Source organism: Iocasia fonsfrigidae (assembly GCF_017751145.1).
GTDB lineage: Bacteria > Bacillota > Halanaerobiia > Halanaerobiales > DTU029 > Iocasia > Iocasia fonsfrigidae.
Genome location: NZ_CP046640.1, coordinates 3,148,307 through 3,166,525, shown reverse-complemented (window position 1 = coordinate 3,166,525; position 18,219 = coordinate 3,148,307). Strand labels below are relative to the sequence as shown.

Sequence of the window (18,219 nt, the reverse complement as noted above, 5' to 3'; positions counted from 1 at the left end):
ATAATAAAAGATTCAGCTGTTATAGTAATATTAACAGTTGAATCTTTTAAACTTTAAGAGGAAGGTGATAGATTATGAAAGCTAGAAGAAAGTGGAGCTTAACAAATACATTCTTAAATTCACCAAAATTTGTACCATATCTATTTGTCTCACCATTTATTATTGCCTTTTTATTGTTTTATTTATATCCCATGATATCAACTATAATTATGAGTTTTCAGGAGATCGGCTTTGGTGAAGTTAGTTATGTGGGATTAGCTAATTATGAGAAACTACTTAACAAGCATTATTTGAGTGCTTTGATGACAAGCACGAGTTATACTTTCTGGACTATATTAATATTAATTCCTTTACCACTTGTACTGGCAGTTTTATTAAATAGTAAACATACCAGATTTAAAAATTTTTTTCGTTCATCTTTATTTATGCCGGCACTTACGTCTGTAATTGTAGCAGGTATGTTTTTTCGTTATTCCTTTGGAGAAAATCCACAGACTTTAATGAATTCTTTAGTAGGCCTTTTTGGTATAGAACCTATTGTCTGGCTGCAGAACTCTACCCCAGCGATGATTGGTCTGGTTATACTATGTACCTGGCGCTGGTTAGGGGTTAATATAATCTATTTTCTATCTGGTCTTCAGGGGATACCTGATGAGATCTATGAAGCAGCTGCTATAGATGGTGCTAATAGATGGGATAAATTTCGTCATATAACTATACCGAATCTCAAACCAGTGATAATCTATGTCTTAACCATTAGTGTTTTTGGTGGTTATAAGATGTTTGCTGAGAGCTATGCCTACTGGCAGACTGCTACACCTGGTGATATTGGTATGACTATTGTTTCTTATATCTATCAGGTTGGTTTTAATAATTTTGAAATGGGTTATGCCTCTGCTATTGGGATAACACTTTTATTGATAGTTTTGATAATAAACCTTATTCAATTAAAATTCTTTGGCTTATTTAAGAAAGAGGGTGAATAGCTAATGTCAAAATTAAAAGAGAGTATAAATACTTCAGTGGGGGAAAAGGTGATTAATACCACCTCGATGGTATACCTGTTTGTTTTAATATTAATGGCCTTATTTGCGCTTTTACCTTTCTTTTTTATGCTGGTCTCTTCCTTTAAACCAGGGGCTGAGATAATTAAAAATGGTATCAATACAAAGATAGAATTGGATGTTATGTCTTTTAGGAATTACTTTATCTTATTCAAAGAGAGTAATGGTATTTATTTAGATTGGTATAAAAACAGTGTTATAATTACAGGGCTCCATACCGTGATATCTGTTTTCCTTTGTGCACTGGTTGGTTATGGCCTGGCAATGTATGAATTTAAAGGTAAAAACTTAATCTTTGTACTTGTACTGGTTTTACTGATGGTACCGATTGAAATATTGATTTTACCGCTCTATAAATTATCGGTATTACTTCATATAATTGATACCTATGCTGGGGTTATTTTACCCTTTGTTGTCTCACCTGTAGCAATATTTTTCTTCCGGCAATTTGCTATAGGGCTTCCTAGAGAATTACTTGATGCTGGTAGAATCGATGGTTGCTCAGAATTTGGTATCTTCTTTAGAATAATGATGCCTTTGATGAAACCTGCTTTTGGTGCTATGGTTATATTACAGGCTATGTTCAGCTGGAATGCCTTTGTCTGGCCTTTGATAGTACTTAGGACAAATACAAATTTTACTCTGCCGATTGGGCTGGCTTCGTTAATAACCCCTTATGGTAATAGTTATGATATGCTTTTTTCGGGGGCTGTTGCCTCAGTAGTTCCAATTATTATTATCTTTTTATTTAATCAGAAATCTTTTATTTCAGGTTTAACTGTAGGTGGAGTAAAGGGTTGACAGTTAGTTTTTAAAAATAGGAGCTGGTATTTTATGAATAATAAAAGGAGTGAGAGTTGGCTAATGATTAATAGTGTAGTATTTTTTACCTTGGTGAGTTTGATTATATTATTGTCAAATAGGGTTTTAGCAGTAGATGATAAGGTTATTACGATTAGCAAAATTGAAGAGGTTGAGTTGAGTACAGTAGTGGGAGTAAGGCCTGAACTGCCAGCAGAGGTAGAGGTTGAATATAGTAATGGTCAAACAGATAATCTGGCAGTAGTTTGGGAGGACATGGATCCTGGTGCATATAATAAAAAGGGGGAATTTACTGTTTCTGGTAGGGTGAAACCCCTTAAATACCCTTCCCCCCTTATTGAGCAGCGGGCTGACCCTTATATTTATAAACATACAGATGGCTATTACTACTTTACTGCTTCTGTACCTGAATATGATCGGATTGTACTTAGAAGGGCAAAAACTATTGAAGGATTGAGCACTGCTCCAGAGAAAGTGCTCTGGATAAAACACCCTACTGGAGAGATGAGCAAACATATCTGGGCACCGGAGATTCATTATATAGATGGGAATTGGTATATTTATTTTGCTGCCGGGCAGGAAGAAGATATCTGGGCTATCCGACCCTATATATTGGAATGCAAGGATGAAAATCCATTGACTGGAAACTGGGAAGAAAAAGGTAAATTGAATACTAACTTTAAAAGTTTTTCTCTTGACGCTACAACCTTTGAACATAAGGGAGAGCGATATATTGTATGGGCTCAGAAAACTGATAATGATATGGTTTCAAATATATATATAGATAGATTAAAAAACCCCTGGACTATAGAGGGGAATCAGGTATTAATCGCTGAACCGATTTATGATTGGGAAAGGATAGGGTTTAATGTCAATGAAGGTCCTGCGGTAATAAAAAGGAATGGTCGGATATTTATTGCCTATTCTGCCAGTGCTACAGACCATAATTACTGTATGGGATTACTTACCGCAGATGATGATAGTGATCTGCTTGATCCTGTTTCCTGGGAAAAAACACCCTATCCTGTGTTTACCAGTAATAAAGAAACTGAACAATATGGCCCTGGGCATAATTCATTTACAGTTGCAGAGGATGGAAAGACCGATCTTTTAGTTTACCATGCCCGACCATATAAAGAGATTGAAGGAAACCCCCTCTATGATCCCAATCGGCATGCCCGAGTTCAGAGACTATATTGGAACAGTGATGGGACACCTAATTTCGCATACCCGGGCTATCAGCTTAAGACTTCATTAAAGGCCAGCGCCAGAGTGATAGTAAAATAAATTAAGTTTAATTGTGTTTTATGTATTAAAATATAGTAGTATAATCAACTACTATATTTTAATACTATAACAATAAATTCAAAACACTTCAATAATTTGTTAACGAATAGTTGACAGATAATTGCATATATATTATAATAATACCATAATAAATCTAAACGTTTAGAAATTTGGATTACCTATTTTAATACAAAAGTTGCTAAATAAGGTGATAAAATTGGCTACAATAAAAGATGTTGCGAAACTTGCGAATGTTTCGATTGCTACTGTCTCAGCTGTAATAAATAAAGACTCAGGAGTAAAAGTAAGTGATAAATTGACCAGGAAGGTTGAAAAGGCCATTGGTGAACTTAATTATCGTCCTAATCGGATTGCCCAGGCCCTTTCACGAAAAGAAACTCTTGTTTTAGCTTATATAGTACCTTCGATTACTAATGAATTTTTCCCACAGCTGGCTAAAGCAGTTGAAGATCTAGCCTTCAAAAAGGGCTATGGGGTTTATCTATGTAATACAGAAGGCAAAGTTGATCGAGCCAGGTATTATCTTGAATCATTAATTGAAAATAGGGTAGCAGGGGTAATAACTTCCCTGACCTGGGAAATAGAAGAAGTAAACTTTATAGACCATTTGCAGGATGAAAATATTCCAATAGTAGGGATGGCAGGTGCTAGAACCAGTAAGAAAATTGATACCATTATACCTGATGATATGGAGGGTGGTCGACTGGCTGTGCGGCATTTGGTAGAAAAGGGATATCGAAACATAGGTTTTATTGGTATAAATAACAGTCAGACTACTAATGAAAGGCTAAAGGGTTATCGGCAGGCTTTAGTAGAAGCCGGGCTAAATTATCAAGAAGATTTTATAAAATTTTGTAAATCCTTTAGATATGAGGAAGTAATAGCTATTGTCCAGAAAATGATTAGCCAAAACCCTGAGATAGATGCCCTTTTTGTTTATAATGATCTCATGGGTTCTGTTATAATAGACGGCTTACGCCAAATAGGAAAGAAAATACCTGGGGATATTGCTTTGGTTGGGTTTGATGATAGTGTGGCATCATTTACCTTTCCCAAACTAACAACCATGAGTATTCCTAAATCCAGGATGGCCGACCTGGCGATGGATATACTCTTTAAGAGAATTAATAGAGATACCACAGCTCCTGTACATATTAAAATTTCTCCAGAATTAATAGTAAGAAATACTTCTTAAATTGTGGTTTTTTCTAAACGCTTAGAAATAAAGTCTAATTTAGTCGGATAGTGTTTTAAATTTTTCAAATGTTTTATGTAATTTTATTTTTCAGATATTATTATATATTGAGCCAACCTCTTTGTTGTCTATAATATTGTCAGTATAGTGGAAAATCAGTTTATGAGGCAACAGTGAAAATTAATCAAAAATGTTTTTATTTTGAGGAATCTAAGTAGTGATCAATTATTAAAAATAAAAAAAGTGGTGATGAAATGAACAAGTTAATACTAAATGCAGACATTAAGAAAGGTAAAATCAATAGGAATATTTATGGGCATTTTGCTGAACATTTAGGTAGGTGTATTTATGAGGGTATCTGGGTTGGTGAGGATTCTGATATTCCTAATACTCGTGGTATCAGGAATGATGTAGTAGAAGCTCTAAAGGAGATAGATATCCCAGTTCTTCGCTGGCCTGGGGGTTGTTTTGCTGATGAGTATCACTGGAAAGATGGTGTAGGGCCCCGGGAAAAACGTGCTAAAATAGTCAATACCCACTGGGGTGGGGTAACGGAAAATAACCATTTTGGCACACATGAGTTTTTGGATTTATGTGAGCAGTTAAATGCTGAACCATATATCTGTGGTAATGTAGGCAGTGGTACGGTTTATGAGATGCAGCAGTGGGTTGAATATATGACATTTGCTGGAGAATCTCCTATGACAAACTGGCGTCAAGAAAATGGGAGAGATAAACCTTGGAAATTAAGGTATTTTGGTGTAGGTAATGAAAATTGGGGTTGTGGGGGAAATATGCGGCCCGAATACTATGCTGATTTATATAGGCGTTACCAGACTTATGTACGCAATTATGGTGATAATAAAATTTACAAAATTGCCTGTGGCCCTAATACAGATGATTATGAGTGGATGGAAATACTAATGAGTAGAGCTGGTAAATATATGGATGGTTTAAGTCTGCATTATTATACTGTTCCTGGAGACTGGGAAAATAAGGGTTCTGCTACTGATTTTGATAAAAAAGAGTGGTTTAATACATTAAAGAAAGCCCTTTATATGGAGGAACTTATTGAAAAACATAGCACTATTATGGATAAATATGACCCGGATAAAAAAGTAGGTTTAATAGTTGATGAATGGGGTGCCTGGTATAATGTGGAACCAAATACAAATCCAGGCTTTTTGTATCAACAAAATTCATTAAGAGATGCCCTGATTGCTGGTATTAATTTAAATATCTATAATAATCACTGTGACCGTGTTCAGATGGCTAATATTGCTCAGACAATAAATGTTCTTCAAGCAATGGTTTTAACACGTGGAGAAGAAATATTACTTACTCCAACTTATCATGTTTTTGAAATGTACAAAGTCCATCAGGATGCTCAATTGTTAGATTTCAACTTAGTTAGTGAAGATTATCAGATGGAAGATGAAAGCATACCTGCGGTCAATGGATCTACTTCAGTAGACAGGGAAGGTAATATTAATATTACTTTATGTAATCTAAAAGATGATAAAAACATTAAATTAGAATGTGTATGTAACAGTACAGAATTGGCTATATCTGATCTTAAGGGCAGGGTATTGACTTCTGATAAATTAAATGCCCATAATACTTTTGAAGATAAAAATAGAGTAAAACCACAACAATTTGATGATTATAATTTAACAAAGGATGGTTTTCAAGTTAATCTTCCTTCCAGTTCTGTTGTTCGTTTAACTATAAAAGGATAGCAGCTAGTTTTATTTGAGACTTTAGGAGGTGAAAATGTTCAAAAAATAATATATTTTAAAGAATAAATTGTTAAATGAAAGTCTTGAATTTTATTAAGGAGGAAAATTTTAAGATGAAAAAGATTCTAGTATTAAGTTTGATGTTGCTTTTACTCAGTTTTAATGTACTAGCTGCTGATTATTATCCTGAATATACTGGTGAGCCAACAACAATAAGCATGTGGGCTTGGACCAGTAATGAGAATTATTCCATTGATGAATTTGAAAAGATATACCCTAATATTAAAGTGGAATGGGAAAATTTTGATACTCACTATGATAAAGTCCAGACTGCCTTATCAGCTGGAGACGGGCTGCCAGATGTATTGATGATAGAATATTCATATGCCCCTCAATATATGGATCTTGGAGCATTTCAAGCAATAAATGAATGGCTGGATGAGGAAACATTTATTGAGCTTTATGGTGAAGCTGCTTTGGGTTGGTGTGCCATGGATGGAGAAATATATGGAACACCACAGGATAGTGGAGCAATGGCCATGTTTTATAGAAAAGACGTCTTTGATAAATATGGTCTGACTGTTCCAACTACCAGGGAAGAATACATAGAACAGGCCAAAAAGCTTGAAGAAGTAGCTCCAGAATTGAATTTCGCAAGACCACCTCTTGGCTACGCTATGTGGTGGATTGGTCAGGTATGGGAAGCAGGTGGAAAACTTTTTGATTTTCATGATGGTGACTGGTATATTAACTTTACCAATCCTGTAGCTGAAGAGGTTTTTGAAACCTGGGGTGAATGGTTTGATGAAGGTATAATAGATATGCAGATGTATTGGAATCCAGATTGGTACAATACTTTAAATGAAGGGACAACTGCTGTAGTTGAAATGGGTTGTTGGTTTGCTGAATGGCTGAGATATAATGCCGCTGATTCTGAAGGTCAATGGAGGGTTACTATTCCACCTCAGTGGAATCCAGATAAACCACATAATGGTATGGTCGGAGGCTCTGGATTTTATGTAACTGCACATTCAAAAAATCCTGAGGCAGCAGCAATATTTGTTAACTGGTTGAATTCTCACCCGGATTCACTTAAGTGCTTACATGATTATAGTAATTTGCCGGTTATGGTTTCTAAGAGGTTTGAAGAGGTAATAGATAAAGTTGCTGGGCCTGATGAATTTTTTGGTGGTCAAAATATTGGTGAGGTTTTATGGGGCTCACATCAGTTAATTAATAGTACCTTTGTTGCCCTACCTATTATGTCAAATGTTGATGAGAGTTTAAGCCTTCTCCTTCAGAATTATGCAGATGGTAAGATTGATAAATTCAGTGATATACTTCCTATGTGGGAAAAAGAAGTAATTGATACTATGGATGAATTTGGTTATTCTAATATAGTTGTTGGAGAGCTACCTTAATAAGAAAAAAAGGGGGGATAATTCCCCCGCTCCTTTTTTTAATATTTCAATGAAAAATAGAATTATTTATTAGAGATGAAAAAAACTGGAGGTGTAACAAATGGACAGAAAAAAATGGATGTCTTCAATTAAAGCATATCTCTTTCTTGCCCCATTTTTGATTCTCTTTATTGCTATGGTAATTTACCCAATATTTTTAGGGGCTAAGCTTTCCCTTTATGGTCAGAGAGGAGCAAGGATGTGGTATGTAGGCTTACAAAACTATATGAGAATATTTCAGGATCCGAAGTTCTGGGAGTCTTTTAAGATACCATCTTTTCTTTTATTAATTCAGGTCCCTTTGATGATTTTTATAGCAATCATTCTTGCTATTTTATACGAAAGAATGCGTAAACAGGGGGGAGCTATTTATAGATTTATTTATTATCTCCCCTACACCATACCCGGTATAGTATCTGGTATAGTCTGGTCATATATATTTTCTGATTCCATGTCTCCATTTCGTTCAATACTGGATTTGTTTGGGCAATCGGGTCTTAAGATTTTGACCAGGCAAAACTTACCCGCAATATTGCTTGTTATAATATTATGGGCTTTTACAGGATATACTGCCTTTATTATTTATTCTTCTCTGCTTTCAATTCCCAAAGAGTTTTCTGAAGCGGCGCAATTGGATGGGGCTACTTTCTGGCAGATAGCTTTTAAGATAAAAATTCCACTTTTGAAGGATGTTATCATTACTCTATTCATATTTAATGCTATTGGAGCAATACTAATTTTCAGAGAACCCTGGATGATAGGCAGAGTAACAGGAGCCCTTATAATCTTGCCTCAAAATTATACTCCGGCAATTTACATATATACCTCTGCATTTCAGCAGGGGAGATTCACATATGCTGCGGCGATGGGATTAATTTTGGCTCTTATAACCTTTATGATTTCTCTGTATTTTTTAAGACGTGCAGCAAAACAAATGTTGAAATAAAAATTGTAGTAAAAGCTGATAGTATTATAGAGGGGGTATTATAGTGAAAAAAAATAAAAATTTACTTATTAAACTTATTTTAGTAGTCTTATCAATTTATTTTATTTTCCCTTTTTACTGGTTAATTATGAGTACAACAAAAAATGTTAGCCAGCTGTTTCAGAAGTCCTTGCTTCCCGGTAATCCTAGTCATTTTGTGGAAAATATTAAAACTGTCTTTACTTATGAGGATGGTGTCTTTTTTAAGTGGCTGGGTAATTCATTTTTGTATGCTAGTCTTGGTGCTTTTATTGCAATATTTATTGCCTGTCTGGTAGGATATGCTTTCCGTAGGTATGATTTTTATGGGAAAAAGATTATCTTCATTGTAATTTTAGGTTTTTCAATGGTTCCGGTCTATGCAATTATTTTACCCCTTTTTATGTTATTTAAAGACCTGGCTTTAATTAATACAAGACTGGCAGTTCTCCTGCCATCTTTTGTTAATGTTTTTAGTGTCTATTTAATGATATCTTATTGGAATCAGGTTCCAGAAGAGGTATTTAGTGCAGCCCAAATAGATGGGGCTAATGATATACTTATATTCTTTAAAATAGGGCTTCCTAATGTTATTCCCGGGTTTATCACCCTGTTCTTACTGCATTTTGTTACTACCTGGAATAATTTTTTCCTCCCTTTGGTTGTAGTTAATAGTAGGGCAAAAATGCCTTTGATACTAGGGATAACAACAATTACTGATTCACAGGGTTTCCCGGTTTATAATCTGACTCTTACCGCCAGTTTCTTTACGATTCTGCCTCTGCTAATACTGTTTATTTCATTACAGAAATATTTTAAACCACAGTTATATAGTACTCGGTAGAGAACGAATATTAACACTGGAATAAGGGGGAGAATATATGTTATGTCAGTAAATAGGTATTGTAAAGGCTGTAATACGACAGTTAAACTTCCAGCTGGGGATATATATGACCTTTTGCAGAATAACTCTAAATTTGAAAAAGAATTAGTCCCCAAACATGTTTATCAAGAGAGAATTGAACTATGTGAAAAGTGTTCTGCCCTTATTGCTAAGACCACATGCCGTTATAGTGGTTTCTTAATATATATAGCAGCTGCTGATAATAATGTGCATTGCTTTAGACCAGCTGGTTCTAAATGGTAATTTTACAAAAAGAGATTCCTATATTTTGCAGGATTCTCTTTTTCTATGTCTAAATTTAATTTATTTAAAATAGATCTTGATTTCCTTAAAAATTAATATAAGAATTTTATAAAAAGGGCAAGTTTTTTGAAAAGGACTTGAATAATTTATAATTAGTGATATAATATAATTTGTACACGCGTCCAACAGAGGTGAAAAAATGACTAGCCAGGAAATAGCAGATTTATGTGGTGTTTCAAGAGCAACTGTGTCAAGAGTGATTAACAATGATCCAAATGTTAAGGAAGAAACCAGAAAAAAAATATTATCAATTATAGAAAAAAACAATTATGTACCAATAGAATCTGCGCGACGTTTAGCTGGAATAGAGAGTAATATTATTGGTTTATTTATTCTTGATATTAATATTTCCCAGTCTACATCAAGGGTTTCAAAAAGTACTTACTTTTCACAATTAGATAATCTTATTATAGATAAGGCAAATAATATGGGTTACAATGTATTGGTTTCTATTATTACTTCAGAAGAACAACTTAAAGAAGCAAAAAATTTATTTATCAGTAGAACCATTTCAAGTGGCATATTTGTTGGTTCCTTTAATAATAATTCTCTACTTAATGAGTTTGTTGAATTAGAGTATCCTATTATAATTATTGATTATAATCATGGTATTAACAATTCGATTCCTAAAAATTTATTACTTATCAATCTAGATAATATGATAGGTGGGTATAAAGCCACGAAACACTTAATTGAGAATGGGCATAAGAAGATAGGACATATCACTGGAGATATGCGTAAGTTATCAGGACAAGCGCGGCTGACAGGTTATAAAAAAGCATTATTAGATGCTAATTTAATATATAATAAAAAATACATAAGATTTGGAAATTTTCAAGAGGAACAGGGCTATAGATTAACTAAAGACCTCCTTGAAAAGGAAAAGATAACCGCTATTTTTGCAGCTAATGATGGTATGGCATTAGGGTCAATTAAAGCTATTAATGAAATGGGATTAAAGGTTCCTAATGATATCTCTGTTATTGGATTTGATAATATTGATATAGCTTCATATATGACACCGGAATTGACCACTGTTGACTCCTCATTAGAGAAAATTGCAAAACAAAGTGTTAGTTCACTGGATTATTATTTTAGAAATAAGAAATTTGCCAGTGAAGAAATTATTGTCTCTGCAGATATTATATATCGACAATCCGTTAAGTCTATATAGTTTTTTGCTTAATAAATGTACACGCGTACATACAATGCTTTTTATATTAAAGATTCCCAATAAGTTCTGTTTTCTTTACATGTACACGCGTACATATTATGAAATATCCTATTTTGATTTTTCGAATTGTTATCTTTATTCAGACAGCCAAGAGTTTTATGGGGAGGTGATTATAAAAGTATATTTCTATCTAGTAGGTGGGTTGAAATTGTTTCTAAAATCAAACAAAAGGGGTGTTTTAATGAAGGGTTTTTGTAGAGTTGTTCTGGTTTTTATGTTTATTGTCTTGTTTAGTGTAGTTTCATTAGCTGTAGAGTTAGACCGTAGTGAAACCCTGGTAATTACAGGGGCTGCCTGGGGTCCTCCTTCTACCTGGAATATTTTGATTCCCAATAGGCAGATGGGGACTGGTGGTCTTGTCTATGAGACCTTATTTTCCTATAATCCATTGACTAATGAGTATAGACCGTGGCTGGCAGAGAGTGGGGAATGGGTTTCAGACAATGAATATGTAGTTAACTTAAGAAGGGGTATTAAGTGGACTGATGGTGAAGCCTTTGATGCCGATGACCTTGTTTTCACCTATGAACTTGCTAGAGATAATGCCGTATATTATTCCCCTGTGTGGAACTGGCTGGGCTCAGTAGAAGCAGAAGACAACTACACAGTTAGATTTACTTTTGATGAACCACATTATGCAGAATGGGATAAAGAATTATATCAGAGGTATATTATACCAGAGCATATCTGGAGTAAGGTTCCAGCTGATAAATTAATACCTAGAACCAATGCTAATCCTGTTGGTACAGGACCTTACTTATATTATACTGCTGGACAGGATAGAATGGTCTGGGAAAGGAATGACAATTGGTGGGGTAATGAGGTGTTTGGAACCCCCAAACCTAAATATATTGTTGACCTGGTAAATGTAAGTAATAATATAACACTTGGTATGTTAATGAAAGGTGAAATAGACCTGAGTAATAACTTTATTCCAGGTGTGGAAAAGATTAAAGGGGTTGCTGGACTCAAAACCTGGTATGAAAAAGAGCCATATATGCTTTCCTGGAATACTGCCAATCTATACATGAATACTACCAGAAAACCAATGGATGATTCTGCCTTTAGAAGGGCGCTGGCCTTTGCCATGAATAAGCATACTATTGTTGATAAGGTATATGGGGGGCTTGTTAAAGCAGCTAACCCTACCGGTTTATTTGGTCAAGGTTGGTTAGCTTACCTTGATCAAGGTGTTGTAGATGAATATGGATTCTATTTTGACCCATCTAAAGCAGTAGCCCTACTTGATAAAGCCGGTTATGTAGATAGTGATGGTGACGGCTGGAGAGATCAGCCAAATGGTGAGCCAATTGAATTGGAGGTCATGGTTCCCAGTGGGTGGACTGATTGGATGGAAGCGGTTAAAGTTGTTTCCAATAATGCTGCAGCAGTAGGTGTAAATATCCAAGCTGTTTTCCCTGATACATCATTATATGATAACAATAGGTTTACCAGGAATTTTGATTTGATGATCGGTAACCAGCAGACAACCCTGACATCTACTCCCTTTGATTACTGGAATGGTGTTGCCAATGATGGTATTTATGGTGAACGTATTGCTAATGGAAACTGGGGAGCCTATGATAATCCAGAACTGTTTGCCTTAATTGATGAATTTAATATGACAAATGATGAGACAGAAAAGATGAAAATAGCAGCTGAAATTGAGAAAACCCTCTTAGTTGAAATGCCGACTATTCCATTATGGCATAATGGTTTATGGGCCCAGTATACAAATGCAAACTGGACTAATTGGCCCTCTGAAGACAATCCCTATGGTGTTCCTGTAACCTGGGATAATGCCTATCAACTGGGTATGATTGATGTCTTAATCGGACTGGAACCAGTTAAGTAAATAGTTTGGTCGGTCTTTAAAGTTGTTTATAATAAAAAAACATAGTTTTCGATAAAAAATTAGATTCAACAGGTCCGTCGATAAAATTGTCGGACCTGTTCTATAGAAAGGAGTTTTCCAAAAAATGGGCAAATATCTTAGCAAAAAGATTATAATATATCTCATAACCTTTGTCCTTGCTGTAACAATTAATTTCGTTATTCCCCGGATGATGCCTGGAGACCCTATCCAATCTCTGATGTCCCGTTTTTCAGTAATGGAAGGTGGTAGAGAGATAATAGAGGAACAGTTAACTTTATTATTTAATTTAGATGACCCCCTGCCAGTTCAGTATTTAAATTACTGGAAGTCTATTTTTACCGGGGATTTTGGGATAAGTATTATGCAATTTCCCAAACCGGTTACTGCTATAATTAGTACGGCAATAATATATGATTTGATATTATTGATACCTGCTATCATCTTAAGCTGGATTGTTGGTAATAGACTTGGTGCCTTATCTGGTGTAAGTAAAAGGGCAGATAATATTATGATGCCAGTTTTCTATTTCTTAAGTTCGTCCCCTTATTTCTGGCTGGCCGGGGTTTTAGCATTTTTCCTCGGGGTACAGCTGGGCTGGCTGCCGATCAGTGGGGCCTATGGTGTATCAATGAACCCTGGTTTAAACTGGTCTTTTATACTTGATTATATCAGACACTGGTTTATGCCGTTTTTTTCTATGTTTCTTGTTCAACTTGGTGGTTGGGCAATTGGTATGAGGAATATGATTATTTATGAAAGGAGTTCAAATTATTCCAGGTATATGGAGTCCCTTGGTGCATCTGATAGATTAATCAGGAGCTACGGTTTTAGAAACGGTGTTTTACCACAGGTGACAGGACTGGCTTTAAGAATAGCCCAGCTGATAGGTGGCGCTATTACTGTTGAGACTGTTTTTAATTACCCGGGATTGGGAAGAATGATGTTGAGCTCTGTGGTAAATCAGGATTATTTCCTATTACAGGGTATATTTCTGGCCGTGGTTATCATGGCTCTAGCTGCCAATTTTCTGGTAGATATTATCTATATGTTTATTGATCCGCGGGTAAGGCTTTCATTTTCTGGGGAGGTGTAATTAATGATATCAAATTTCTGGCAAGAACATGAAAATCTATATTATGCAATTACCAATAAAAAAGTAGTATTTGGTTTAACAATATTTCTGCTAATAATTTTACTGGCTATCTTTGGTCCAATGATATCATCTTATGACTATGAGGAATATGCAGGTGAGGCTTATCTTCCCCCTTCAGGAGAGCATTTCTTTGGAACAACTATTATGGGGAAAGATGTGTTTACCCGGACTGTTTATGGGCTCCGTTCAACACTAATGGTTGGTTTTGTAGCTGGTACAATGGCTACCTTGATAGGTTGTATCATAGGTTTTCTCGCTGGTTATTACGGTGGGCGACTATTTGATGAGTTTTTGATGATGTTTACTAATATTTTTATTGTTATTCCGCAACTGGCCTTATTAATTGTAATCTCTGCATTTCTGGAGGTAAGGGGCACACTGGTAATGTCTGTTATTGTTGCAGCAACAGCCTGGCCCTGGCTGGCAAGGGCTGTCAGGTCACAGACCCTGTCACTTAGAAATCAGGAATATGTTAATCTATCCAGGATTTCTTCCCTGAAAGTCTCCAAAATTCTAAGGGAAGATATTGCTTCTAATATGTTTTCATATGTATTTATGGCTTATATCCAGCAATTTAATGGAACTATGCTGGCAACAGTCCAACTAGAATTTCTGGGTCTCGGTCCAACTAAGGGGGTTTCACTCGGTCTTGTCATGCAAAATGCAGTTAACTGGAATGCTATTCAATTAGGAATGTGGTGGTGGGCTATTATTCCTGGTCTAATATTAACTATTATGATTACTGCCCTATACTTTGTTAATACAGGACTTGATGCAGCATTTAATCCGCGCTTGAGGGAGATGTAAGCCGATGAGTAAAAATATATTAGAGATAAAGAACCTAAAGGCATATTATAAGGTTTTAAAGGGTGAGGTTAAGGCTGTGGACGATATAAGCCTAAACATTAGAAAGGGTGAAATACTGGGTTTGGCAGGTGAATCAGGCTGTGGGAAAAGTACCCTGGCCAGTACTCTAATTTCCCGGAAACCCCCTTTACATTATATTTCAGGTGATGTAAGATTGCTTGGAAAAAATATAATGGGAATGAATCAAGCAGAATTTCAAAAAATGCGCTTAAGGAATATATCATTAATACCACAATATGCCCTTGATGCCTTTAGCCCAACCAAGAAGATTAAAACCCTGATAAGAGATCTGGTGCAGGAACACGGAATTAGTACAGGTCGTAAGTTCTTTGACAAGGTGGAAGAAAGACTTGAGCTGGTTAATTTAACCCCATCTGTATTAAATAGATATTCTATAGAGCTGTCAGGTGGGATGAAACAAAGGGTTATTATGGTTGTCTCGACAATTCTTGACCCTGAATTAATAATTGCTGATGAGATTACTTCAGCCCTTGATGTTAGTTCCCAGCGCTTTGTAGCCACTATGCTGGCTAATCTACGTGATAAAGGGATTATTGGTTCTGCCATTTTTATTACCCATGACCTGTCAATATTATATCAGATAGCAGAGAGACTTATGATTATGTATGCCGGTCATTTTACTGAGCTTGGTCCGACTGATGAAATAGTCAACAAGGCAAGACACCCTTATACCAGGGCCTTAATTGCTTCACTACCACAGGTAGGGATACAGTACAGGGATAAAAAACTCTCTGGTATCAAAGGCACTCCACCCTATTTATTAAATATTGGAGAAGGGTGTAGATTTAGATACAGGTGTCCCTATGCTGTAGAACAGTGTGAAAAAACACCTGTCAGGGAAAAAGTGGCTGAAGGACATTATGTATCGTGTTGGAGATGGAAGGAATTGGGAAGTGATCATAATGGCTGAGAATGATAAATATATTATGTCAATCAAAAATTTAACTAAGGTATTTAAGAGTGGGATCTTTAAAGTAGAATATACAGTGGCAGTTAAAGATGTGTCCTTTGATATTAAACCAGGAACAGTTTTATCATTAATTGGAGAAAGTGGTAGTGGGAAGACAACAATAGGCAAGATGATTTTAAAGTTACTCAAACCTTCAGATGGACATATCTATTATAAAGATAGGGATATTGCTGGAATTGATGATAAGAAAGAGCTGAAAGAATATTATAAGAAAGTACAGGGAATTTTTCAGGACCCTTTTGCAACCTTTAATCCCTTATATCGTATTGATAGGGTCTTTGATATGCTTTATAATTCCTTTGCTTATGATAAATCAAATCAAGAAAAAAGAATAAATCAAGTATTAAATGATGTTAACCTTAATCCAGATAGGATACTGGGTAAATTCCCGCACCAGCTTAGTGGTGGCCAATTACAGAGATTGCTTATAGCAAGGGCTTTATTGATGGATGTAGATCTTTTAATTGCTGATGAATTAATAAGTATGTTAGATGCTTCAACACGTATTGGTGTTTTAAATTTGCTGCTTGAGTTATGCAAGAAAAATGGTATGTCTGTTATTTTTATTACCCATGATTTGAATTTAGGTTATTATATTAGTGATGAATCACTAATCATGTATAAAGGCAGACTGGTTGAACGGGGAAATACCAAAAAGATTTATGAAAACCCTGTACACCCATATACCCAGATGTTATTTGAATCTGTCCCGGAAATAGGAAATAGATGGGATGCTACTAAAGAATTTTTACCAGAGAAAATTATAGATGATGTTGAGGACTTCTATAAAGATAATGCAGGAAAGGGTTTTGTAGAGATAGAAAAAGGTCACAGCGTGCTTTTTAGTAATAAATAAGTTAAAATATAACAAAAACATCTAGATTAAGGGGGAATTATTAATGACAGAATTCATTTTTCCAGAGGATTTTGCATGGGGGGCTGCAACTGCTTCTTATCAGATTGAAGGGGCTTATCAGGAAGACGGCAAGGGGGAATCTATCTGGGATAGGTTTACCCATAGTAGAGGGAATATAGTAAATAATGATACAGGTGATGTAGCCTGTGACCATTATCACCGCTATCGGGAAGATGTAGTACTTATGAAGGAACTGGGGCTTAACAGCTACCGTTTTTCTATTGCCTGGCCGCGTATCTTACCAGATGGGAAAGGAAGGGTTGAGCAAAAGGGTCTCGATTTTTATAAACGCCTGTTAGATGCTTTGCTGGAGGTAGAAATAAAACCACTTGTAACCCTTTACCACTGGGACTTACCGCAAAAATTACAGGAAAAAGGTGGCTGGGAAAACAGGGATACAGTCAAATATTTTAATGAATATGTTCAGTTAATGTACAGGGAACTGGGGGATTTTGTTCCCCGCTGGGTTCCCCATAATGAACCCTTTGTAGTAGCTTTTTCAGGAAATTTCCTTGCTGAACATGCACCGGGTTATCAGGACCTGGGTAAGGCAATACAAGTTGCCCATAATCTCCTGCTTTCACATGGTATGGCTGTTAAGGGTTTTAGAGAGAGCGGACTTAATGGGGAGATAGGTATTACCCTGGATTTAAATCATGTTTATGCAGCCTCAGATAGTGAGAGTGATAGATTGGCCCGGAATTATTGTGATGCTTTTAATAACCGCTGGTTTTTGGATCCAATTTTTAAAGGGAAGTACCCTGAGATTTTAATGAATCTCTACCAGGAAGAATTAAATAAAATTGAGATTGAAGATAAAGACATGGATATTATTAGTCAGGAGATAGATTTTCTTGGTATCAATTACTATTCAAGGGCAGTGGTTAGCTATGATGAAGACAGTTTTTTTAAGTATAAACAACTTGCCCCACAGAAATCAGAGTATACTGCCATGGACTGGGAAATTTACCCTGAGGGCTTATATGACCTCTTAAAAAGATTAAATAGGGATTACACCTCAAAACCACTCTATATTACAGAAAATGGTGCTGCTTTTGATGATCAACTTACCGAAGACGGTAAAGTATATGATAAAAATCGTATTAAATATTTAGAAAAACATATCAAGGCTGCCCATAAAGCAATTAGAGATGGAGTGCCTTTAAAGGGTTATTATCTCTGGTCATTAATGGATAATTTTGAATGGGCCTATGGTTATAGCAAACGTTTTGGAATAATATATATAGATTATGAAAATAAGCAGCGGAGAATCTTAAAAGATAGTGCTAGATGGTATCAAGAACTTATTGCTCAAAATGGGTTGAAAGACTTGTAGAAATTTTCCCTTACTTAAATATTATAGTTTCATGGGGAGGTGATTATAAAAGTATAGTTCTATCTAGTAGGTGGTTGACATTGTTTG

Annotated in this window: 16 protein-coding genes; all 16 read left to right on the top strand. The window is 35.5% G+C overall.

All coding sequences use genetic code 11. The features are described 5' to 3' along the window. Positions 1 to 74: 74 nt before the first annotated feature. Positions 75 to 986, top strand: coding sequence for a carbohydrate ABC transporter permease (locus GM661_RS15130; RefSeq protein WP_230867590.1), 912 nt, complete (start codon positions 75 to 77; stop codon positions 984 to 986). A gap of 66 nt (positions 987 to 1,052) precedes the next feature. Beyond that, positions 1,053 to 1,865 (top strand): carbohydrate ABC transporter permease, encoded by an 813-nt coding sequence (locus tag GM661_RS15125; RefSeq protein ID WP_230869811.1) that lies wholly within the window; start codon positions 1,053 to 1,055, stop codon positions 1,863 to 1,865. Between the two features lie 33 nt (positions 1,866 to 1,898). Next, positions 1,899 to 3,173, top strand: coding sequence for a family 43 glycosylhydrolase (locus GM661_RS15120; protein WP_230867589.1), 1,275 nt, complete (start codon positions 1,899 to 1,901; stop codon positions 3,171 to 3,173). 217 nt (positions 3,174 to 3,390) lie between these two features. Beyond that, positions 3,391 to 4,389 carry a LacI family DNA-binding transcriptional regulator gene (locus tag GM661_RS15115; protein ID WP_230867588.1) on the top strand — a complete coding sequence of 333 codons (999 nt, stop codon included), beginning with the start codon at positions 3,391 to 3,393 and terminating at the stop codon, positions 4,387 to 4,389. Positions 4,390 to 4,643: 254 nt separating this feature from the next. Then, positions 4,644 to 6,128 carry an alpha-N-arabinofuranosidase gene (locus tag GM661_RS15110; protein ID WP_230867587.1) on the top strand — a complete coding sequence of 495 codons (1,485 nt, stop codon included), beginning with the start codon at positions 4,644 to 4,646 and terminating at the stop codon, positions 6,126 to 6,128. 113 nt (positions 6,129 to 6,241) lie between these two features. Beyond that, the gene (locus GM661_RS15105) at positions 6,242 to 7,549 is read left to right on the top strand and encodes an ABC transporter substrate-binding protein (protein ID WP_230867586.1); all 1,308 of its coding nucleotides are present in this window, start codon (positions 6,242 to 6,244) and stop codon (positions 7,547 to 7,549) included. Between the two features lie 100 nt (positions 7,550 to 7,649). Continuing rightward, positions 7,650 to 8,534 carry a carbohydrate ABC transporter permease gene (locus GM661_RS15100; protein WP_230867585.1) on the top strand — a complete coding sequence of 295 codons (885 nt, stop codon included), beginning with the start codon at positions 7,650 to 7,652 and terminating at the stop codon, positions 8,532 to 8,534. 43 nt (positions 8,535 to 8,577) lie between these two features. Further along, entirely contained in the window at positions 8,578 to 9,396 is an 819-nt protein-coding gene (locus tag GM661_RS15095; protein ID WP_230867584.1) for a carbohydrate ABC transporter permease, read from the top strand. 42 nt (positions 9,397 to 9,438) lie between these two features. Then, positions 9,439 to 9,699, top strand: a complete 261-nt coding sequence (locus GM661_RS15090) for a hypothetical protein (protein WP_230867583.1) — start codon at positions 9,439 to 9,441, stop codon at positions 9,697 to 9,699. 199 nt (positions 9,700 to 9,898) lie between these two features. Beyond that, the gene (locus GM661_RS15085) at positions 9,899 to 10,933 is read left to right on the top strand and encodes a LacI family DNA-binding transcriptional regulator (protein ID WP_125991523.1); all 1,035 of its coding nucleotides are present in this window, start codon (positions 9,899 to 9,901) and stop codon (positions 10,931 to 10,933) included. 208 nt (positions 10,934 to 11,141) lie between these two features. Continuing rightward, positions 11,142 to 12,848 carry an ABC transporter substrate-binding protein gene (locus GM661_RS15080; RefSeq protein ID WP_230867582.1) on the top strand — a complete coding sequence of 569 codons (1,707 nt, stop codon included), beginning with the start codon at positions 11,142 to 11,144 and terminating at the stop codon, positions 12,846 to 12,848. Positions 12,849 to 12,972: 124 nt separating this feature from the next. Next, entirely contained in the window at positions 12,973 to 13,962 is a 990-nt protein-coding gene (locus GM661_RS15075) for an ABC transporter permease (RefSeq protein WP_230867581.1), read from the top strand. Positions 13,963 to 13,965: 3 nt separating this feature from the next. Next, positions 13,966 to 14,829 carry an ABC transporter permease gene (locus tag GM661_RS15070; RefSeq protein ID WP_230867580.1) on the top strand — a complete coding sequence of 288 codons (864 nt, stop codon included), beginning with the start codon at positions 13,966 to 13,968 and terminating at the stop codon, positions 14,827 to 14,829. Positions 14,830 to 14,833: 4 nt separating this feature from the next. After that, positions 14,834 to 15,820 carry an ABC transporter ATP-binding protein gene (locus GM661_RS15065; RefSeq protein ID WP_230867579.1) on the top strand — a complete coding sequence of 329 codons (987 nt, stop codon included), beginning with the start codon at positions 14,834 to 14,836 and terminating at the stop codon, positions 15,818 to 15,820. Beyond that, complete coding sequence (locus GM661_RS15060) at positions 15,813 to 16,736, top strand: ABC transporter ATP-binding protein (protein ID WP_230867578.1); 924 nt, start codon at positions 15,813 to 15,815, stop codon at positions 16,734 to 16,736. Before GM661_RS15065 ends, GM661_RS15060 begins: the two co-directional genes overlap by 8 nt. 43 nt (positions 16,737 to 16,779) lie before the next feature. Then, the gene (locus GM661_RS15055) at positions 16,780 to 18,132 is read left to right on the top strand and encodes a GH1 family beta-glucosidase (protein ID WP_230867577.1); all 1,353 of its coding nucleotides are present in this window, start codon (positions 16,780 to 16,782) and stop codon (positions 18,130 to 18,132) included. The last annotated feature ends 87 nt before the right edge of the window (positions 18,133 to 18,219 follow it).